This window comes from Dyadobacter sp. CY327 (assembly GCF_021390415.1).
In the GTDB taxonomy this organism is placed as follows: domain Bacteria; phylum Bacteroidota; class Bacteroidia; order Cytophagales; family Spirosomataceae; genus Dyadobacter; species Dyadobacter chenhuakuii.
Map to the genome: position 1 here is coordinate 592,398 of NZ_JAJUXJ010000007.1, position 18,787 is coordinate 611,184.

19 protein-coding genes are annotated in these 18,787 nt (G+C 46.6%); 10 read left to right on the forward strand and 9 right to left on the reverse strand.

From position 1 onward, the window contains the following. Nucleotides 1-4: 4 nt before the first annotated feature. On the reverse strand, nucleotides 5-805 hold the full coding sequence (locus LZG74_RS18710) for a GNAT family N-acetyltransferase (RefSeq protein ID WP_233798048.1): 801 nt from the start codon (nucleotides 803-805) through the stop codon (nucleotides 5-7). Between the two features lie 110 nt (nucleotides 806-915). On the opposite strand from LZG74_RS18710, the gene LZG74_RS18715 reads away from it, so the two are divergent. From LZG74_RS18715 to LZG74_RS18725, 3 genes are all read left to right on the forward strand, one after another. Next, complete coding sequence (locus tag LZG74_RS18715; protein ID WP_233798049.1) at nucleotides 916-1,755, forward strand: sulfurtransferase; 840 nt, start codon at nucleotides 916-918, stop codon at nucleotides 1,753-1,755. A 135-nt stretch (nucleotides 1,756-1,890) separates the two neighbouring features. Then, a complete protein-coding gene (locus LZG74_RS18720) occupies nucleotides 1,891-2,922 on the forward strand; it encodes an AraC family transcriptional regulator (protein ID WP_233798050.1) in 1,032 nt (343 codons plus the stop codon). Between the two features lie 35 nt (nucleotides 2,923-2,957). Next, nucleotides 2,958-3,236, forward strand: coding sequence for a hypothetical protein (locus LZG74_RS18725; RefSeq protein WP_233798051.1), 279 nt, complete (start codon nucleotides 2,958-2,960; stop codon nucleotides 3,234-3,236). Here the strand turns inward: LZG74_RS18725 and LZG74_RS18730 are convergent. After that, complete coding sequence (locus LZG74_RS18730; RefSeq protein WP_233798052.1) at nucleotides 3,233-3,499, reverse strand: hypothetical protein; 267 nt, start codon at nucleotides 3,497-3,499, stop codon at nucleotides 3,233-3,235. The genes LZG74_RS18725 and LZG74_RS18730 overlap by 4 nt on opposite strands. A 169-nt stretch (nucleotides 3,500-3,668) precedes the next feature. Between LZG74_RS18730 and LZG74_RS18735 the strand changes: the two genes are divergently transcribed. Then, entirely contained in the window at nucleotides 3,669-7,757 is a 4,089-nt protein-coding gene (locus LZG74_RS18735; RefSeq protein ID WP_233798053.1) for a T9SS type A sorting domain-containing protein, read from the forward strand. 86 nt (nucleotides 7,758-7,843) lie between these two features. Here LZG74_RS18735 and LZG74_RS18740 read toward each other — a convergent pair whose 3' ends face one another. Together LZG74_RS18740 and LZG74_RS18745 are read right to left on the reverse strand one after the other, a co-directional pair. Next, the gene (locus LZG74_RS18740; protein ID WP_233798054.1) at nucleotides 7,844-8,077 is read right to left on the reverse strand and encodes a hypothetical protein; all 234 of its coding nucleotides are present in this window, start codon (nucleotides 8,075-8,077) and stop codon (nucleotides 7,844-7,846) included. A 74-nt stretch (nucleotides 8,078-8,151) separates the two neighbouring features. After that, complete coding sequence (locus tag LZG74_RS18745) at nucleotides 8,152-8,781, reverse strand: pyridoxamine 5'-phosphate oxidase family protein (protein WP_233798055.1); 630 nt, start codon at nucleotides 8,779-8,781, stop codon at nucleotides 8,152-8,154. A gap of 79 nt (nucleotides 8,782-8,860) precedes the next feature. Here LZG74_RS18745 and LZG74_RS18750 point away from each other — a divergent pair, with 79 nt between their 5' ends. Continuing rightward, nucleotides 8,861-10,354, forward strand: a complete 1,494-nt coding sequence (locus tag LZG74_RS18750; RefSeq protein ID WP_233798056.1) for a PLP-dependent aminotransferase family protein — start codon at nucleotides 8,861-8,863, stop codon at nucleotides 10,352-10,354. Nucleotides 10,355-10,378: 24 nt separating this feature from the next. Next, complete coding sequence (locus tag LZG74_RS18755; RefSeq protein WP_233798057.1) at nucleotides 10,379-11,593, forward strand: MFS transporter; 1,215 nt, start codon at nucleotides 10,379-10,381, stop codon at nucleotides 11,591-11,593. On the opposite strand, the gene LZG74_RS18760 is transcribed toward LZG74_RS18755, so the two are convergent. Continuing rightward, a complete protein-coding gene (locus LZG74_RS18760) occupies nucleotides 11,590-11,946 on the reverse strand; it encodes a helix-turn-helix domain-containing protein (RefSeq protein WP_026632876.1) in 357 nt (118 codons plus the stop codon). The two genes, LZG74_RS18755 and LZG74_RS18760, sit on opposite strands and share 4 nt — an antisense overlap. Nucleotides 11,947-12,071: 125 nt before the next feature. Here LZG74_RS18760 and LZG74_RS18765 point away from each other — a divergent pair, with 125 nt between their 5' ends. Then, nucleotides 12,072-12,350 (forward strand): hypothetical protein, encoded by a 279-nt coding sequence (locus tag LZG74_RS18765; RefSeq protein WP_026632877.1) that lies wholly within the window; start codon nucleotides 12,072-12,074, stop codon nucleotides 12,348-12,350. 8 nt (nucleotides 12,351-12,358) lie between these two features. Here LZG74_RS18765 and LZG74_RS18770 read toward each other — a convergent pair whose 3' ends face one another. The 4 genes from LZG74_RS18770 to LZG74_RS18785 all read right to left on the reverse strand — a co-directional run bounded on the left by LZG74_RS18770 (nucleotide 12,359) and on the right by LZG74_RS18785 (nucleotide 17,275). Further along, nucleotides 12,359-12,715 carry a hypothetical protein gene (locus LZG74_RS18770; protein WP_233798058.1) on the reverse strand — a complete coding sequence of 119 codons (357 nt, stop codon included), beginning with the start codon at nucleotides 12,713-12,715 and terminating at the stop codon, nucleotides 12,359-12,361. Nucleotides 12,716-12,884: 169 nt separating this feature from the next. After that, nucleotides 12,885-14,855, reverse strand: a complete 1,971-nt coding sequence (locus LZG74_RS18775; RefSeq protein WP_233798059.1) for a TonB-dependent siderophore receptor — start codon at nucleotides 14,853-14,855, stop codon at nucleotides 12,885-12,887. Nucleotides 14,856-14,902: 47 nt separating this feature from the next. Then, the gene (locus tag LZG74_RS18780) at nucleotides 14,903-15,223 is read right to left on the reverse strand and encodes a DUF6660 family protein (RefSeq protein ID WP_233798060.1); all 321 of its coding nucleotides are present in this window, start codon (nucleotides 15,221-15,223) and stop codon (nucleotides 14,903-14,905) included. Between the two features lie 18 nt (nucleotides 15,224-15,241). Next, a complete protein-coding gene (locus LZG74_RS18785; RefSeq protein ID WP_233798061.1) occupies nucleotides 15,242-17,275 on the reverse strand; it encodes a heavy metal translocating P-type ATPase in 2,034 nt (677 codons plus the stop codon). Between the two features lie 245 nt (nucleotides 17,276-17,520). Between LZG74_RS18785 and LZG74_RS18790 the strand changes: the two genes are divergently transcribed. The 3 genes from LZG74_RS18790 to LZG74_RS18800 all read left to right on the forward strand — a co-directional run bounded on the left by LZG74_RS18790 (nucleotide 17,521) and on the right by LZG74_RS18800 (nucleotide 18,754). Next, nucleotides 17,521-17,769, forward strand: coding sequence for a hypothetical protein (locus LZG74_RS18790; RefSeq protein WP_233798062.1), 249 nt, complete (start codon nucleotides 17,521-17,523; stop codon nucleotides 17,767-17,769). Beyond that, nucleotides 17,763-18,083, forward strand: a complete 321-nt coding sequence (locus LZG74_RS18795; protein ID WP_255699404.1) for a type II toxin-antitoxin system PemK/MazF family toxin — start codon at nucleotides 17,763-17,765, stop codon at nucleotides 18,081-18,083. The genes LZG74_RS18790 and LZG74_RS18795 overlap by 7 nt, the downstream gene beginning before the upstream one ends. 215 nt (nucleotides 18,084-18,298) lie before the next feature. Next, nucleotides 18,299-18,754 carry a DUF1572 family protein gene (locus LZG74_RS18800; protein ID WP_233798063.1) on the forward strand — a complete coding sequence of 152 codons (456 nt, stop codon included), beginning with the start codon at nucleotides 18,299-18,301 and terminating at the stop codon, nucleotides 18,752-18,754. The last annotated feature ends 33 nt before the right edge of the window (nucleotides 18,755-18,787 follow it).

Genomic DNA, 18,787 nt, shown 5'->3' on the forward strand with positions numbered 1-18,787 from the left:
GTTTTTAGCCCAATTGTCCACTAATGCGGTTATAAATCCCGGTGGGTTGCCACTTTCTTTTTTCTCCCAGAAACATGCGTCTCGACAATTTGTAATGTTGAAATGACAGTTCATTTAAATAATTGATCGCAAAAATGTGATCGGACGGTAATACGGCCGCGCTTTCGTCCTGTGCCCGTCGTTTAATCAATGCAGCTCCCGCCGCTTCCGAAATGGCCATGATCGGTCCATCGCCCCAACCCGGAATGTAGAATCCCTGCACCTGATTGTCAGCAACATATAATAATGCTGAATCAATAAAATCGGAAAGCACGCCGCTGCGGTCTTCTCCTGAAATGTGCTGATCGATTGCAAGAATCTGCGGAAGATAATGTGCCTCAAACGGCACAATGAATTCAGATGAAGAAGCAGCTTGCAAATTGCTGGTGCTTCTTAAATGCGTATAAGTGGTTTCAACTTCAAACCCTAATTTCAGATAGACAGGATATCCATATTCGGTCGCATCCAGATAAATGGTCTTGAATTTAGTCCGGTTAATGTTGGCTATAAGGTCTTCCGTGATCGCGTTTCCAAGGCCCTTTTTCCGATGTCCGGCATGCACAACAACACAGGCAAGCCAGGCCGTATCCGCATGCAGAATAGAGGTTCCGATGGCTACAAGCTCTCCCTGTTCCGAAATTTTGATCGGATGGCAGTGTGGTGAACTGATAAAATATTCGAATCTGGGGATCAGACTGCCCCAGTCAGGAGGCTGTAATGCAGACAATTGTGCTAAGTCCGCAGGTAGAAATTCGGAACTCTTCATGGTTGGCTAATAACTTTTTCGAGCTGCTAAATAGTTAAAAATCCTTTTCGGAATTGACGGCAGGTCATAAATATTTATATTTTTAGCAATCAATTCCAAATCCGAAACCTATGGAGATCATAAAAGCCGCAGATGTCAGACAGCTCATCGAAGATCAGAAAACCATCATTGTCGATGCCAGGGGCGGTCCGGATGCGTGGGAACGTTTTCGCTCTGCACACATTGAGAACGCTCTTTTTGTAAATCTGGAAACGGATCTTTCGCAGAAGTCAGACAATGCTGCCCATGGTGGCCGGCATCCGTTGCCAGCGCCGGAAGTCTTTGGTGAAACGCTGGGAAAATTGGGCATTACTCCGGATGCCGTCGTGATTGTTTACGACGATAAAAAGGGTGCAAATGCTGCTGCCCGGTTCTGGTGGATGCTGAAAGCTGCTGGGCATGAGAAAATATTTGTAGTGAGCGGCGGAATTGAAGCGCTGCAAAAAGCAGGTTTCCAGACGGTAAAGGGCGAATCTCCGAGCCCGGTTGCTGCATCAAGATATCCATTCGATGATTATCGATTGCGCCGTGCGGATGCCGATGAAGTTTCCGAGGCAGCGGAAAATCCTGACTATATGGTGATTGATGTTCGTGAAAATTATCGGTATGTAGGTGAAAGCGAGCCGATTGATCTTGTTGCCGGGCATATTCCCGGTGCTGTCAACATTCCTTTTGCCGGAAACCTGGATAAGGACGGAAATTTTTTGCCGAGCGAAGAATTGGCCGAAAAATATAAAAGTGCATTGGGTTCACGGGATCCGAAGAATATAATCGTGCATTGCGGATCCGGTGTGACGGCTTGTCATACATTGCTGGCACTCACCGATGCGGGTATGGATGGCGCGGCACTTTACGTGGGGTCGTGGAGCGAATGGTCGCGCAATGACCGTCCTGTGGCGACCGGAAATTAGGTTGTATAGGCTTAACAGGATGGTACGACGCTTTTTTGCCTCCGTTCAGTAACTTGAAATGAGCGGGTGTGGTCAAACGGGTTATTTTTGTTTTGGTTAAAAAACGAAACAAACTAAACCTGTAAAACGCGCGAAATGGGTGCTTATGTCCTTAACTCAACTGACATTCTTGAATTCAATAATTATCCCAAGCCGCAATATGTCGGAGCAGATCATTATGCTTCGCAGGGTGACGGTTTCATTTGTTTCCGGGAAGAAAAAGTAGGAACACTTCGGTTTAAGAATGCGCTTTTCCCGCACATGCATGTGATGGATCTGCGTTGGAGCACCAATAAGGAGATTTGCATTCAAGGAAATGATGTAGGCGATAATGTTAACATCAATTTCCATATGCGGGGAAAGCTGAATACCCATTTTAAGGGTTTGAACCAGGAACTGAAAATGCGTCCCGCAACGCATAACCTCGTTTTTTCGCCTAATGACGGGGATATCAACCATGTCGAGGCGCATGCAGAATTGGAAATGTTTCACATAAGTTTTAACAAAGCTTTTTTCGCCGATATCATTGGCTGCGATGATGCATGGAGTGAAAAAGTTTTAAATAATCTGGCTCGGAACAAGCCTTTTTCCGGCGTGAAGGGAACGATTGAGCTTACGCCTACCATGCAGCTATTGGTTAATGATGTGAGGAACTGCCAGTCGGCAGGCCCGCTCCGGAATCTGTTGATCCAATCAAAAACGCTTGAATTGCTTGGTCACCAGATCAGCCAGTTTCGGAATTCCGATTTCGTCCATGAAGATATCAAGCCCGATGAAGCAGAAAAATTGTATCATCTGAGAGCCTATCTCGACGCTCACTTCCTGGATGAACTAAGCCTGACGCAGCTAAGCCGCATTTGTATTCTCAACGAGTTTAAGCTAAAAAAAGGCTTCAAACTGCTTTTTGGGACGACTATTTTTAATTATCTGCGTGAAAAACGAATGGAATATGCCCGCAAACTTTTGCTGGACTGTTCGCTATCTGTGGAAGAAGTAGCCCATAAACTGGGATATGAGCATGCCCATCATTTTTCCACAGCTTTTAAGAAATTCTACAAAAAATGTCCATCTAGTTTTAAGATCGGCAAATATGCAACTGTGCACCGGTTTCCAGACTTTGTGGTATGATATTTTGATTCTAGAAAAAACTTTTGATCAGAGCCATGAAAAATCATATTGAGTGCCATTACAAAGACGGAGCACTTGTTTTTTGCACCACGCACAGTTATTCATATACAACTGCGCACCAGATTCTGGATGTCTTCAATGTGCTGGGACTGGTTTCTAAATTGCGTGTTAAATCCTCCAATTTATTCGGCGTGGTTGGCCGCCTTCATATTAATTACGATCCTTTTCAAAACGATCCGGGAAAGTGGAGCGAGGTCGTTTCTGAACTCGTTCGCAACAAAACATTCCTGGAAGAAAAGCTCGAATCTTTTTAACTCTTATTAAGCTCTTGAAGCTGCTTAATTAATTCATTCAAGTCCCTTTCAGCTGTTCTAAGCGCTTTTACTTCATCGCTATCCAAAACGCTCTCAGCAGGATCGTCAAAATTCTTTGATTCCTCCATCACCTCCGGATTTTCCCTGTTCTCCTGCGAAAATTCGGTCGCAAGACTCAAATTTTTCCGTTCAAATTCAATCTGCTGCCGTTTTGAAAGAATTCGTTCTTCCAGATCTCTCTTCATGTCCTGTTCCGTATTCATAGTGTTTTTTATTGTTTAAAAATGAGCTGAAAAAACCAAGCCACTGCCTTCTGCTCAATAGACTTCACCGTTCATTCATTGGTTTGTTGATGAAAATTTTGGTTTACTAAGATTTGCGAAATGGGGACTTGATGTCGCCTGCAAATTTGTAAACCCTAGGATTCAAAATATGAAACAGCATTACAAAAAGGGCCTTTATCTCATACTATTTATGCTTTGGGCCGCGGCTTACATATTGAAAATGAGCGAGCTGATAACAGGCGCACATATCCCGGACCTTCCCACGCAAATCAAAGCAAAGAATATCCCAGACCAAAGCAATGTCGTCCACGACAGCACCGTCAGCAACATTCAGCAAAGCCTGGCAAAACGGGAATACAACATTTCTTTTGACGACGAAAAAAAATCACTACAAAGCCCTAACCGCAAGCAGGGCCTGCGCGCTTACTATAAGCCAGGCGAGCTGACGGTGAACAACCGCGTTGACTCGGCGGGTCATAACTTCTCCTTCAAACTCATCAACGAAGGCATTTACGCAGACGGTCAAAAAATTCTAGGGCCTCAAACTGATGCAGCGCTTCACCACACAGATAACAAATTGCAGATCAGGCATCACGGCTTTACCGAAGAGTTCATAAATAACGAGGAAGGTGTACGCCAGAACTTCATCATCAGTTCCGCACCAAAAGCGACCAGAGAACTTCAAGTAAGGCTATCCGCCAAAGGCTTAAAAGTCAAAGATCTTCAAAATAACCAGCTGCAATTTTATGCCGAAAATAAGAGAAGCGAGGTTGTCAGCAGTTTGATTTATAAAGATATTAAATGCTGGGATGCGAAAGGGGATACACTGCCCGCAACATTAAGCTACAAAAATGGCCTGGTAATGCTGAGCGTAGCAGTAGAGGATGCTACTTATCCGGTCACCATTGACCCGATTGTCGTGAACGGTAACCCAGCAAATGCCAATGCCGCATTCGAAAGCAACCAGGTCGGCGCGTGGATGGGCTATGCCGTTTCAAGCGCAGGGGATATAAACGGCGACGGGTACAGCGATTTGCTGGTTGGCGCGCCGATGTTTGACAAAGGCCATACGAACGAAGGCGTTGTATTTATCTATCATGGTTCAGCAAGCGGCCCGGTTCCGAACCCGGCGTTAATCCTGGAAGGCAACCAGAACGAAGCACAATATGGGTATGCCGTCTCCACTGCCGGCGATGTGAACAAGGACGGTTACAGCGACGTTGTAATAGGTGCCCGATTTTACGACAAGGGGCAAACCAATGAAGGTGCGGCCTTTGTCTACCACGGCTCCGCCAATGGGATCGTCGTAAATGCTACTGTTTTGCAAAGCAATCAGGCCGATGCCAGTTTCGGAAAGTCCGTATCGCTTGCTGGTGATGTCAACGCGGACGGTTACAGCGACCTGTTAATTGGCGCTCCATTATTCGAAAATGGAGGACAAGCAGACGAAGGCGCTGCATTCATCTTTCACGGCTCGGCGAGCGGCGTTAACCCGATCGCAGCCATGACCTTGGAAGGCAATCAAGCCAGCGGTCAGTTCGGCCACGCAACGGCTGGGGCTGGAGACTTGAATGGCGACGGATATAGTGACATCGTAATCGGCGCTTATACATATGATAAAGGCCATACAAACGAAGGAATTGCATTGATCTATCACGGCTCGGCCCTTGGCATTAGCAACAATGCAAATACAATTCTAGAAGGCAACCAGACCAACGCACAGTTTGGCATATCGGTCTCGGGTGCGGGAGACATCAATGGCGACGGTTACAGCGATCTGGTGGTCGGTGCAAGTGCTTATGACAAAAATTTTGGCGATGAGGGTGCTGCTTTCATTTATAAAGGTTCTGCCAATGGCATAATTATCGCTCCTGCGTCCATCATTTATTCCAATCAAGGAGCTGCCCAACTGGGCGCGGCCGTTGCCAATGCCGGGGACGTAAATGGCGATGGTTTCAGCGACCTGCTATTAACAGCATCCAGGTACGATAAAGGCCAAACCAATGAAGGTGTCGTCTTTCTGCACCTGGGTTCACCAACAGGAATCCAAAACACACCTTCCAGCACTTTCGAAGGCGACCAAGCCGAAGCCTTCCTGGGAAGCGCCACCGGAGTAGCCAGCGCCGGGGACGTAAATGGCGACGGATACAGCGACATTGTCATTGGGGCGTATAGCTTTGATAAGGGGCAAATGGATGAAGGGGCGGCGTTTGTTTGGAAGGGGATGGCGGATGGGATTGAAAATGTTGCTTCGGTGAAATTAGAAGGGAATCAAGAAAGTTCACTATTCGGTAAAGACGTTGCCAACGCCGGAGATATCAATGGCGACGGCTTTGACGATATAATTATTGGAGCTCCTTATTTTGACAATGGACAAAGTAATGAAGGAATTGTCCTGGTATATTTTGGCTCACAGAAAGGAATAGATTATAACCAAAAAACTCTTTTAGAAGTAAGTCAAGCAAATTCCAGCTTTGGACATTCTGTCTCATCAGCTGGTGACGTCAACGGTGATGGTTACGGAGATATCATTGTTGGTGCACCCGGATTTAAGAATGGCCAGGACGCAGAAGGTGGAGCATTTGTTTTTTATGGCTCTAAATTAGGAGTTAATACCAATAATTATGTCCAGTTAGAAGTGAATCAAAATTTTGCCCAATTTGGAGTCTCAGTGGCTGATGCTGGTGATGTTAATGGCGATGGTTTTGGAGACATTATCGTAGGGTCATATCTTTACGATGCTAAACAGTTATTTAATTCAGGCGCAGCGTTTGTGTTTTATGGATCTAGTGCAGGAATCACCTCAGAATCAAAAAGTGTCCTTGAAAGCAAACAGGCAGAGGCAGAATTTGGCATTTCAGTAGCTTGCGCTGGTGATTTAGATGGAGATGGGTTTAGCGATGTTATTGTGGGGGCATACCTTTTTGATGGAACAAAGTCTGATGAAGGAGCGGCTTTTGTCTATAAGGGAACATTTCAAGGAGTTAGTATCGTCCCAGACAAAGTTGTCTACGGCAATCTTGTTAACGCACATATGGGTGTGTCGGTATCGAGCGGTGGTGATGTCAATGGTGATGGTTTAAGTGATTATATAGTTGGAGTTCCCCACTATTCGAATGGTCAAAAGGAGGAAGGGGCCGCATTTGTGTATTATGGATCGCAAATACCACTTAAAGATATCCCAGACATAATTCTTGAAAGTAATCAAAGTGACTCTTACATGGGCTGGGCGGTTTCCTCGGCAGGAGATGTCAACAGTGATGGTTACAGTGATATTCTCGTAGGTATAGTTCAATTTGACAATGGCCAATCCAACGAGGGTAGGGTTGTCTTGCATTTTGGTTCATCAATAGGCATTAGTGACGATAATAAAGTTTATTTTGAGTCGAATCAAACAGACCTAATGCTTGGGGAATCTGTGAGTTTTGCTGGTGATGTGAATGGGGATGGCTACAGTGACATTTTACTAAGTGCATGCTCTTATATAAGTGGCAATGGTCACGCTCTGATTTATTATGGCAACAAGAACCTCCAAAACAACCTACGCCTCTATAACTCCGACCTCACAACCCCCATCAGCCAATCCCAAAAAGCTAAAAACAACTTCGGCGTAGGTTTTTATGCTAAATCTTTCCTTGGCACAAACAAAGGGAAACTCGTGTGGGAGACAAAGGCTAAAGGCCAGGGTTTTTCTAAGGGGGCGAATAATGTGATTACGAATAGTACGATGTCCTCGGGCTCTTGGATTGGTTATGCGAGTTTGGGGTTGACGGGGGTTGAGATGAAAAGTGTGATTGCAAAGCAAGGGACTTCGACCAAGGTGCGTGTGCGGGTGAAATATGATCCGGCGTTGGCACTAACCGGCCAGCTTTATGGTCCCTGGCGTTATTTGCCAGCTTACCTTTCGGGTAACAGCGCTGCGCCGGTTCCGGAGAATGTTGTGGATGATATGTCGGAGACCGTAAGGAGGAAGGTCGGGGAGACGATGGCGGAAAGGGAAGGGGAATTAGTTTACGTATATCCTAATCCGGCATCGGATCGGTTGATGTTGAAGTCGGATGATCTTTATAAGATAAAAAGTGTTCAAATGTTGACGGTCACGGGCCGGTCGGTTTATCGCTCGTTGGCTCCGGTTACGGAAATTGATGTCCGGAATGTTGCGGCGGGGAATTATATTTTATTGATCACCCATGCTGACGGTTCCGTAAGTACGCGTAAAGTAGTGATTGAAAAATAAGTGTTTTTTTGGTGAATGTGAATAGAAAATCCTTCTGGGTTCAGGAGGATTTTTCTGTTCTTAATATGCGGGAACAAATGCTCGAATCAAACCAAAATTGCCATGTCCGGATCGTTCGAATTTTCAAAGGTGTCCGAAGAATAGCCCAAACCAACTCGTTTCCCTGTGTTTTCGGCCTGTTCCAGGAGTTGAAAGACTTTTTCTTCTCCTTCCAGTTGAAGCGCTTGGTATAAAACATTCCCGTAATGAAATTCCTGGGAACCTAGTCCGTTTTTTAGGGCAGCCAACTGGCAACGGTCAAAAATTTCCTTTCCTGTCATGGTTTGCAATGTTTGGGTTCATCTGGTATCAATCTGACCGAAAGATGCGCAAAATTTGCCCAAGGTTGCATGGGTTAAGCCAAATGTTTTGGCAACGGGATGTTCTGGCTCAGCTCGTCCGCGACCGGCGCCAGATATTTCGTCTGGATGGGAATGAGGCCCGACCAGATCGGAAGCTCCAAATCCTCCTCTTCGTCCTTAGGCATGCCCGACCGCGTTTTGGCACAGGCTTCTTCCAATGAGAATGCTAATGCAGTTGTCTTCCTGACTTCGCTGTCTTTCATCGGACGGAGATAATCCCAGCTGTTCGGGACGATCTTTGTCGTAAGCCACTCAAATGCAGCTTTTTTCGTATCCCAGTCATCCACTTTTTCGGCATTCGAAAATATTATAACCGAGCGGTAGTTCACAGAATGACTGAACGCAGACTTCGCCACAACAAGCGCGTCGGTGAGCATAACGGTAATGCAAACCGGAATCCCTTTCTCGATCTCCCTGATAAAATGACTGCCTACTGAGCCGTGAATGTAGATTTTGTCCTCATAGCGCACAAAGGCAGTTGGAATAGAAAAGGGGCGATTGTCAACGGCGTAACTGATCGTACAGAATAACGCTTCATCAAGAATCGTGTAGATCACCTCATTGTCGGAAGTGGATCTTTTGGGTAATCTGCTGGGTAAAAGATGGGATGGAGGAGTGCTCATGTGTTTTTGTTTTTTACAAAAATATGCTGAAATTGGCTGCTCGAAAGAGTCCAATATTTAGAAATTAAGTGGTCCAATTATGGTGCAGGTTCTCTCCACTTTGCTGCATGTTGAAAAGGGCAGCAAGCAGCCCGTATATCTGCAAATTGCCAACCAACTCATGGCGCTGATCCGTAACGGAACATTGCAAACAGGATACAGATTGCTTAGTACCAGGCAATTGGCGACATTATTGAAGGTGCATCGACGAACCGTGGTGCAGGCGTATGACGAATTGCTGGCGCAGGGCTGGCTGGAAAGCCACACTGGGAACGGAACATTTGTGGCCAAACATTTGCCCGAAATCCAATCAGCCAAAAAGGACATGCATGCGGAAAAGGCCATTATGCCTGCTTCGAAAGCAGGTTTTCATTTCAAGCAGGCACCGCACCTCGACCGGGCGGTCCTTCGCAATAGCACGCGCTTGCATTTGGACGATGGTTTTCCCGATCCCCGGCTTGCACCGCTGGAAGACCTATCGAGGGCTTACCGCAGCCAGCTATTAGGCGCGAATCCGTATGCAAGGTTGGGTTATGGTGATACAAAAGGTGCTTCCTGGCTCAGGGAAGAGCTTTCTGCCTACCTCAATGAGACGCGCGGGATGAAAACCTCACCCGACAACATATTGATCGTCCGGGGAGTGATCATGGGTTTGTATCTCGTGAGTACGGCCCTGCTGGAACCTGGGGATAATGTGGTGGTTTCCGCACCGGGGTGGTTTGGCGCTAATATGAATTTTACGCAGGCCGGTGCGAATGTGCTGCGGCTGCCTGCGGATGAACACGGGATAGATGTGGCCGCATTGGAACAAATGTGTCAAAAACAAAAGATCAGGCTGGTTTATGTGACCTCGCATCACCATTATCCCACCACCGTCGCGCTTCGTGCCGACCGGCGCCTTAATCTGCTGAAACTGGCCGAGCAATATGGTTTTATCATATTTGAGGACGATTACGATTGCGATTTTCATTATTTAAGCAAGCCACTCATGCCCCTTGCAGGCGCAGATCCGGCAGGAATGGTTATGTATTGCGGATCTTTTACCAAAACAATTTCACCCGCTTTCCGCATCGGTTATCTGGTCGGGCCGGCGGATGTAATCTCCCACCTGGCCAAATTGAGGCGGATCATCGACCGGCAGGGGGACCAGATGCTGGAAAATGCCATTGCAGAATTGCTGCATACAGGCGTCATTCAAAGGCATTTACGCAAGTCGGTGCGGATATACAAGCAGCGCAGAGACTTATTCTGTGACCTGCTGCGGAGCCAGCTCGGCGATCACGTAACGTTCCAGGTTCCCGATGGCGGTATGGCGGTTTGGACGCAGTTTGATCCTAACATTAACCTTGTCAAACTTGCGGAGAAAGCGCTGCAAAAAGATTTGTATATGTCCAGTGGAACATCCGGAATTCCGGCGGGAAATGCTTACGACGAGCCACCGGGCAGCGCTATACGGCTCGGTTTTGCCTCTTCCAATGCACAGGAATTGGAAGAAAGTGTTGAGATAATCAGGAATTTATTGGGAAATTTGTGAGCCAATTAGCCTTGAAAATAAAGTATGCTGAATAAGATCATTGAAAGTTATCGCGTCTCATTTAGCGGATTAAGCCGGGAAACCTGGTTGCTAAGTCTGGTCATTCTGGTTAACCGCTGCGGCTACATGGCAGTCCCTTTCATGAGTATGTACATTACCCAAAGCCTGCATCGCAGCATTGCGGACGCAGGTTTGGTCATCACCTTATTTGGTGCGGGTTCCGTTCTCGGCGGCATGGCGGGCGGTTACCTGACGGACATCTGGGGTTTCCGGCCCGTACAAATAGTTTGCCTCATTATCAGCGGAATACTCTTCATTCTCTTCGGAATGGTCACCGATTTCACTGCTCTTTGTTTTCTGATTGTGTTGCTCAGTTTCTTCGTGGAGGCTTTCAAGCCTGCGAACAGCACGGCGGTTGCCGCTTATTCCTCTCCGGAAAATCTTACACGGTCTTATGCATTGAACCGGCTTGCAACGAACATTGGCTTTGGTTTCGGCACTTCTGTGGGTGGAATCCTGGCGGCCATTAATTACAGCTTGCTGTTTTGGGTGGACGGAATCGTGTATGCAATGGCTGGCGTATTAATCCTGTTTTTGCTCCCGAATGCAAAATTGGTTCGCTCTGTTAGTCGTGAGGATAGCAATGCCAAATCGGGGCCATCGCCGTGGAAAGACATGCTGTTTGTCCGCTTTATGGTGATTGTAATGTTGTATATGATCTGCTTTGTGCTGTTATTCAGGCTGGTGCCGGTGTATTGGAAAGAACAGATGCACATTCATGAAGCAACGATCGGCATCTTGCTGGGAATGAACGGGTTGATTATTGCGCTCTTTGAAATGGTCCTGATCCAGAATCTGGCAAACCGACGTCCGGATTCATACTATATGATCGCTGGAACACTATTCAGTGCACTGGCTTTCAGTATGCTGGTTGTTCCGGTGATTACGCCGATCATTCTGGCGGGTGCTGCGGTGCTGTTTTTTACGATCGGGGAAATGCTCGCATTGCCTTATATCAGCACTTTCGTGCTTGCCCGCGCTTCGGAATTTAACAGAGGGAAATACTCAGCCGCCTATTCCGTTTCCCAGTCGGTTGCGCAGATTATCGGCCCGGCAGCAGGTGCCTACATTGCGGCGCATTGGGGCTATAATGTTTTGTGGATTGCATTGATTTTTCTCAGCCTCGTGTGCGCAGCAGGGTTCAAAACGCTTTTTCAAGAAAAAATGGGGCTCGGTTAAGCCTCATTTTCTTCTGATTTTCGTGCTTGTTCCAACAGGTCGAGCAATTCTTTATTTTTTTCAGCTTCCCGTTCCAGGGCCTTCTTTTGCAGTTCGATCAGATCGTCTTTTTTCACCATCACATAATTTTCCTGAGGCTCTTCAAACTGGGGGCTTTCACCGATGAGGTAGGCTGCGGTTGTGCTGAATAGTTCTGCCAGTTTTTTGAATTCAGCAATGGAGGGTTCGTTCTTATTTGTTTCCCAATTTGAAATCGTTCCCTTTCCTTTTTTCGCCATAATTAGCGCCAGCTGTTCCTGGCTCAAACCTAATTTTTCGCGACCCTGCTTTATTCTTTGGCCTATACTAATCATTTATTTAGAATTTAGTGCAGTTAATTTGATAATAATATATTTTTATTGTACTTTTGTATATCGCTTTCAGTAACGCACAAATTACAAAAAAGCAAGTATACTCTCACACATTATCGCTGTATCAAATGGAAAAACACCAGACCAGGGTGAAAGAGTACGGTTGTATGACAATCAAAGAGCGCCTGCTCCTCCGGTTCATCAAGTCAAGAAATGTTGTTGGCAAAAACTGGCGCGGCGTGTTAGCCTCCCGCGATCCCTTTTTTAACACCAAGCTGGGCGGAGATTATTTAACCTCCGTCGCCCAGGCAGTGTCAGACAGTAGTCGCGGCAATGTCGACCGCATTGAGCGCGTAACAGTTGCGCTCGAAAAAATTGCAGGCATTAAGCCGGTTAACGTTGTGTAACCTAACCGTTACTTTAATTCCGTAGTAATGAATTCCAGAACGCCGGTGCCGGTATTTTTTAGATCATGAATGGAGCTGCCCTGCTCAATGATATTTTGAAAAGAGGTTTGCCCTTTTTTGAATGTAAAACTTACCTGGCTGCCGTCCTCCTGGTTGGAAACGCCCTGGCCGTCCTGTAAAACCGTCCAGAAATAATCGTAGTTGTGACGATGATAATGGATGCGCTCGCCAGGCTGCAGGCTAATGTGCCATACTTTCACTTTATCATTCTCAAAAAGCAAAGTATCGCCAACGGCTTGGTTCTGCGTGTTTTCTACTAGTTCTTCCCGAAGTTGTTCAGGGGATAATGCATCGGTTCTGGACATCGTTCCTCGCGGTTTTGTTTATCGTTGATTGACTTTTTATGTTCTTTTGGAATTGAGAAAAGGGTTTTTGGTTAAAAAATTACTCTAATTCAGGTCGTAGGATCAGGCAAAAAGCATGAAGTAATAACCAGGAAAAGGAGCGGCTTTCCAACTCCTTTTCCTGGGTTTTTTACAAATTAATTTTGATGCCGCCGTTGAATACAAAACCGTCTAATGGTGCGTAAATGTCGCGGAAAACGGGATTAGTGATTGAACCTGAGTTGATGCTGTCGAAGCGCGTTTGCCGTGCGTCGAGGAAATTTTCAAAATTAATGTAGATGGAAAATCGTTCCCACAGTCGCTCCACCATGAAACCGAGGATAACATATTCTTTGCCGGTTTTGCCGTCGCTTAGTTTTTGTTTACTAAAATAATAAGCTTCCAATCCGGCCTTCCATTTTTCCTCTACTTCATAAAACAACACAGAGTTAATCCTGTGTTTGGGCGTCAGGAAATTCTGCTGATGACGGCCGTTTTCTGAAATTCTGGCATCCGTATAGGTGTAGCCAAGAAACAGTTTGAAGTCGCTGTAACCCAGTTTTAAATTGGTTTCCGTTCCACGCGTGTCGATGTGCCCGTTAATGTTCTGAAACAGATATCCTCCGTCGCGGTCCGGTTTCAGAATCAGGGGCTTGTTAATGTAAGTATAAAAGAACAACTGGTTAATGCTCAGGCTCAGTTGGTCATTAAATAGCATGGTCTGATAATTCAGATCCCAGTTTCCGCCATAGCTGTGTTCGAGGCGGTTTCTGTCTTTATCAATTCCTGAAACACGCTGATACTGAATTCGTTCGCTCTCTTCCGCGAAAATTGTGGGCGCTTTATAGCCCATGCCGCCACCGATCCGGGAATTAAAGGCAGGCGAAAATTTCAGTAATGCCGAAATCCTGGGCAGAAAAGCCACGCCGTAATCCATCACATAATCGGCACGCAAACCGGTTTCCACATGCATCCATTCAGCTGCTTTCCAGGTATTTTGTGCAAATGCGCCGAATGTGTTGAGGTTATAGTCGCGTTTTGGAGCATTAACAGGCATCTTTTCTTTGAACTGGTCCGTCCACAAATTGGCTCCCGCGATCCATTCCAGTTTTTCACCATGATTGGCATAGGACGCTTCCGTGAATGTCGAATATTGCGTTCCGTCAAATGTGTACCCGGGCGTCGTAAGCTTTCTGTTGAAATAGCTGACGCTGTTTTTCACGATAAAGTGCTCGTGGTTTCCAAAGATGTGATCGAACAAAAACTGCGTGCTGATGCGCTCCGTTTTGTTCTTTTCGAAATAGGTGTGACCCGGCTCGTTTTGGTTTTTAATCAAATGCATATCCCCGCCAATCCGATTTTCAAATGCTGTGTTCACACCCAGACTGATCGTTGTGTTCTGATTGGGATACACAAAAAAACGTGGATTGAATGTAAAACGCTCAAATTTCGGAATGGCTGAGAAGTCATTTCCGGAAGGGTCATAGGCTGCATTGCGATTATGCGCAGCGAAGATGGTGGCACCCGTTTTCCCAAATTTTTTGGAATAAAAACCATTGGCGTCAAAGCCGCCTGCGCTTGTCCCATTCAAATGAAATCTCAGTTCCTGCTCGTCCTTGGGCGTTTTCGAGATCAGGTTTACCAGACCGGCAATCGCGCCACCTCCGTATAATGTAGATGCGGCACCTTTGATCACCTCCACTTGTTTGAGATCCAGCGGTGGAATTTGCAGCAAGCCCAACCCGCTCGAAGCGCCCGAATAAAGCGGGAAGCCATCCTTCAAAATCTGTGTATACCGGCCGTCCAGGCCTTGGATACGAATGCTGGCGTTGGCGCTTGTGGCCGAAGTGGTCTGCACCTGAATGCCCGTGCTTTCGCTGAGCACCATGCGGATGTCGCCTGGTTTCATGTTTGCTTTTTCGTCCAGTTCTTCGCCGGCAATGAATTCCACGCGGGTAGGAATGTCGCGGATTGTGCGAGAGCTGCGGGTGGAGGAGATAGTGACTTCCTCCATTTCCTGGGTTTTGTCTGTTTGGTAAACAGACGTTGTATCGGTTTTATCTTGTGCCTGAATTCGGCCGGCATATAGCACAACCAGCACAAGCAAGAAAAATTTCTGCATTGTGAGATTTAAATCAAAGTAAAAAAAAAAGGATTGTTATTACTGATTTAAACCAGCTTGGGCGGCTGCCAGATGGCAATGGGGATTATTTCGAAATAGGGATCTTTGTAAAAAGCGGTTTGAAATGCAGCCCGAACATGCGATTGCAATGCAAAATAAGGCGTTGATAACACATTCAAAACCTGCCCGCAGCACGCACAAATGCAGAATGGTGAGCAATTTTCCGAGTGATTTTCGTGATCCTGCTGCGTGTTATTGTTGAAAGCCGTTTCATACCGGTCATCGTCCATGCATTCCACCTCGTCGCCGCAGGGAAGCAGCGCCAGCAGGAGCATATAGGCAGACAGCAGGATGGCCAGAAACTTCATTGAATGTGTTTTTTTTGCCTAAATTTTCTTTCCCTGTATTCTGAAAGCGTTCAGGATCGCCAGCAAAGCTACGCCAACATCTGCAAAAACCGCTTCCCATAATGTTGCAATTCCTCCGGCGCCGAGGATCATCACGAGCACTTTGACGCCCATGGCGGCCGAAATGTTTTGATATACAATGCTTTTGGTAATCTTCCCGACTTTGATGGCGGAAGCAATTTTTACAGGCTGATCGTTCTGGATCACAATGTCGGCCGTCTCAATTGCCACATCTGAGCCCAAAGCGCCCATAGCAATGCCCACGTCGGCCAGTGCAATCACAGGGGCATCATTCACGCCGTCGCCCGCAAAGGCAATGTGCCTGCCCTCCGCTTTCAGCTGCTCCACAATCCGGACCTTGTCCTCGGGCAGTAAATTTCCATAACTTCGACCGATTTGCAGCTGTCCGGCGATATGCGAAACAACCGCTTCCTTATCTCCCGAAAGCATAATCATCTCAACTCCAAGCTTTTTCAACTCTGAAACCGCCTCCAACGCATCTTCTTTGATCTCGTCGGAAATGGTAATGTAGCCGGCATAGGCATTGTTAATCGCTACGGCGACAATGGTTTCGGCAATGCTGGCTAGCTCACTGGGATAAGCGACCTGGAATTTGTCCAGCAATTTCAAGTTTCCGGCCAGCATTAAGTCTTCGCCGATTTTCCCTTTGAGACCGTGACCCGAAATCTCTTCGACGTCGGTTGGTTTAATCAATCTGAGACCGGAAGCATGCGCAACGACGGCCTTTGCCACAGGATGGGTGGAATAACTTTCCAGCGAAGCCGTTTTGGTAAGAAAGTTATTGATATTCAGTATGGTCTCTACTTTCTGCACCTTGAAAACTCCTTTGGTCAATGTGCCTGTTTTGTCCGAAACCAGCGTGTCAATTTTTGTAATGACATCGAGGAAATTCGCTCCCTTTACAAGAATTCCATTGCGGGACGCCAGCCCGATCCCGCCGAAATAGCCCAGCGGAATTGAAATTGTCAGCGCACAAGGGCATGCGATCACGAGGAACACCATGCCCCGGTAAAGCCATTGGTCAAAAACGTAATTGCTTACAAAAAAGTAGGGCAGGAGGATGATCAGCAATGCCAACAGGAAAACGATAGGCGTATAAATCTTTGCTAACCGGCTTATCAGCAATTGAGTAGGCGCTTTTCTCCCGGTTGCTTCCTGCACCATTTCCAGGATCCGCGAAAGTTTTGAGTCTTTAAAAAGCGCTGTAACCTCCACTTCAACCGACTTCTCCGTGTTGATCATTCCAGCCAGAACAGCTTCATTTTGAATTTTCTGGTCGGGAACGGATTCGCCGGTAAGAGCGGCTGTGTTGAATGTGCCGTTAAGCGATTTTAATGTGCCATCCAAAGCCACTTTTTCGCCCGCTTTCACGACAATCGTCTCGCCAACGGCCACAGAACCGGGAGCAACCTGAATATCTTTACCATCGCGGATGACAGTAACCTGCTCGGGCCGGATGTCCAGAAGCGCCTTAATTGACCGCTTGGACCTGCTAACAGCCAGATCCTGAAACAATTCTCCGATCTCGTAAAAGATCATCACCGCAACGCCTTCGCTGAATTCGCCTATATAGAAAGCACCGATGGTCGCAATGGTCATCAATGTAAATTCATTGAAAAAGTCGCCGCGCATCACGCGACGGAAGGCAGTTGCAATGGTTTTGTTTCCAGCCAGCACATATGCAGTCAGCATGAGGACGATCTCAGCATTCCGGTCAACCTCGATTTTTAAAATAAACGTGGCAAAAAGAAAACCAAATAAGATGGCCAAACTCACCCAGAGCATCCAGCGGCTTTTCAGCAGTCCCGCATCTGAGCCGCTGCCATGGTCGTGGCTATGATCGTGGTCGTGGTCATCGTTATCCCCGTGGTCATGCCCGTCATGTGCTGCGTGAGAATGTTCTTTTTTATGGTTTATCAAAACCGGCATATCTGCCGAACAGCAATCCTTGCTATCCTGATGTATATGTTTTTTATCTGTGTCAATCTTCATTGCATTATAATCAAAAGGTGTTTGCGTTATCGCAATCATTTGTAACCGGCATTCGATAACAACATAGCAAATATATGCGCTAACACCGTGCAACAGGGTTACAAGTCCTGAAAATCAGCTAATTGCAATGTTGTTGCAGTGGAATTGATGCGTTTGATCCGGTCAGCAGAACACCGGATTTTTTGCATCCGGCTGAATTTCAGTTGACAATTTGATTTGTTATAACAATATTATAACTTTGGAATATGTTGGTCAGAGTGCGTAGGATCGGAAATTCCCAGGGCGTTATCCTTTCAAAAAACATGATGGAACAGTGCGATATCAAGGACCTTGTGAATGTGGAGGTCAAAGGAAATTCCATTGTCATTGAACCTGCCATGCAGAGTCCGCGCGCGGGTTGGGAACAGCAATTTGAGTTGGCTAATAAAGGGAGTGAGGAAGATTTGATGGAGGGGTTTTCCAATGAATTCGATGACGCCGAGTGGACATGGTGATCAAAAGATTTGAAATTTATCTTGTTTCTCTTGATCCTACCGTCGGAAGTGAAATAAAGAAATCGCGGCCGTGCGTCGTGATCTCTCCCGACGAAGTCAACCGGTCGCTCAACAAGGTCATTATAGCACCGCTTACATCCACCATCAAAAAATACCCTACACGCATTGCCTGTTCCGTAGCAAATAAAGCCGGGCAGATCGCTTTGGATCAGCTCAGGACCGTTGATAAAGTGAGGCTCAGCAAGAAGATCGGCATCCTGGACGCCGAGACTTCCGAAGGCGTGCTGGATATACTTAAGGCATTATTCGCCTGACTTTTCATAACGGCCTGTTTCGAAGAAATTTCCGATAGCAGCGTGTGTGGGGGTTGCCGAGGAAACGGTTTGTGTGATCTTATTGGTGAGTACTTTATCCCGAAAATTCGCCGGAATGCACCAGCCCACGCGATAGCCGGGCGCGAATGGCCTCCATAAGTGCCTTATCCGGAATGTTTGTTACATTACGCTGCACATTAATAAAACTGTTAGCTATGAAAACTGAGATCCTTGTCCAACTTTTCGAACGAGACCTTAAAAAATTACGGGACGAAATTCAACAATATCCTTCCGATGATTCACTATGGGTCCGGTTGCCTGGGACGATCAATACGGGCGGCAACCTTTGCCAGCATTTGATCGGGAATTTGCGAACCTACGTGGGGCTTGCACTCGGCCAGGTGCATTATGTGAGGAACCGCGACGCAGAGTTTACTGAGCGACTTTTTACACAAACAGAATTGCTCGTTGAGTTGGATGAACTGCTTCCCATAGTAGTGAAATCCGTGGATAGCCTTTCGGATGCGCAGCTCGATGCCGAATATCCCCGGAATGTACTGGATATGTTTGCTAATCAAACCATAGCCTTGGTCCTTACCCATTTACTAACCCATTTATCTTACCACTTGGGCCAGATCAATTATCACCGAAGATGGATCTCGACACTTTAAGCAGTTTGATAAAACCGGAAAAATCAATAGTAA

Coding starts and splice junctions, on each gene's coding strand:
- LZG74_RS18785 (WP_233798061.1), bottom strand. CDS start 17,275: ATGAAGATTGACACAGATAAAAAACATATACATCAGGATAGCAAGGAT.
- LZG74_RS18770 (WP_233798058.1), bottom strand. CDS start 12,715: ATGTCCAGAACCGATGCATTATCCCCTGAACAACTTCGGGAAGAACTA.
- LZG74_RS18790 (WP_233798062.1), top strand. CDS start 17,521: ATGTTGGTCAGAGTGCGTAGGATCGGAAATTCCCAGGGCGTTATCCTT.
- LZG74_RS18745 (WP_233798055.1), bottom strand. CDS start 8,781: ATGAGCACTCCTCCATCCCATCTTTTACCCAGCAGATTACCCAAAAGA.
- LZG74_RS18730 (WP_233798052.1), bottom strand. CDS start 3,499: ATGAATACGGAACAGGACATGAAGAGAGATCTGGAAGAACGAATTCTT.
- LZG74_RS18760 (WP_026632876.1), bottom strand. CDS start 11,946: ATGATTAGTATAGGCCAAAGAATAAAGCAGGGTCGCGAAAAATTAGGT.
- LZG74_RS18780 (WP_233798060.1), bottom strand. CDS start 15,223: ATGAAGTTTCTGGCCATCCTGCTGTCTGCCTATATGCTCCTGCTGGCG.
- LZG74_RS18715 (WP_233798049.1), top strand. CDS start 916: ATGGAGATCATAAAAGCCGCAGATGTCAGACAGCTCATCGAAGATCAG.
- LZG74_RS18720 (WP_233798050.1), top strand. CDS start 1,891: ATGGGTGCTTATGTCCTTAACTCAACTGACATTCTTGAATTCAATAAT.
- LZG74_RS18775 (WP_233798059.1), bottom strand. CDS start 14,855: ATGCAGAAATTTTTCTTGCTTGTGCTGGTTGTGCTATATGCCGGCCGA.
- LZG74_RS18795 (WP_255699404.1), top strand. CDS start 17,763: ATGGTGATCAAAAGATTTGAAATTTATCTTGTTTCTCTTGATCCTACC.
- LZG74_RS18725 (WP_233798051.1), top strand. CDS start 2,958: ATGAAAAATCATATTGAGTGCCATTACAAAGACGGAGCACTTGTTTTT.
- LZG74_RS18735 (WP_233798053.1), top strand. CDS start 3,669: ATGAAACAGCATTACAAAAAGGGCCTTTATCTCATACTATTTATGCTT.
- LZG74_RS18800 (WP_233798063.1), top strand. CDS start 18,299: ATGAAAACTGAGATCCTTGTCCAACTTTTCGAACGAGACCTTAAAAAA.
- LZG74_RS18765 (WP_026632877.1), top strand. CDS start 12,072: ATGGAAAAACACCAGACCAGGGTGAAAGAGTACGGTTGTATGACAATC.
- LZG74_RS18755 (WP_233798057.1), top strand. CDS start 10,379: ATGCTGAATAAGATCATTGAAAGTTATCGCGTCTCATTTAGCGGATTA.
- LZG74_RS18710 (WP_233798048.1), bottom strand. CDS start 805: ATGAAGAGTTCCGAATTTCTACCTGCGGACTTAGCACAATTGTCTGCA.
- LZG74_RS18750 (WP_233798056.1), top strand. CDS start 8,861: ATGGTGCAGGTTCTCTCCACTTTGCTGCATGTTGAAAAGGGCAGCAAG.
- LZG74_RS18740 (WP_233798054.1), bottom strand. CDS start 8,077: ATGACAGGAAAGGAAATTTTTGACCGTTGCCAGTTGGCTGCCCTAAAA.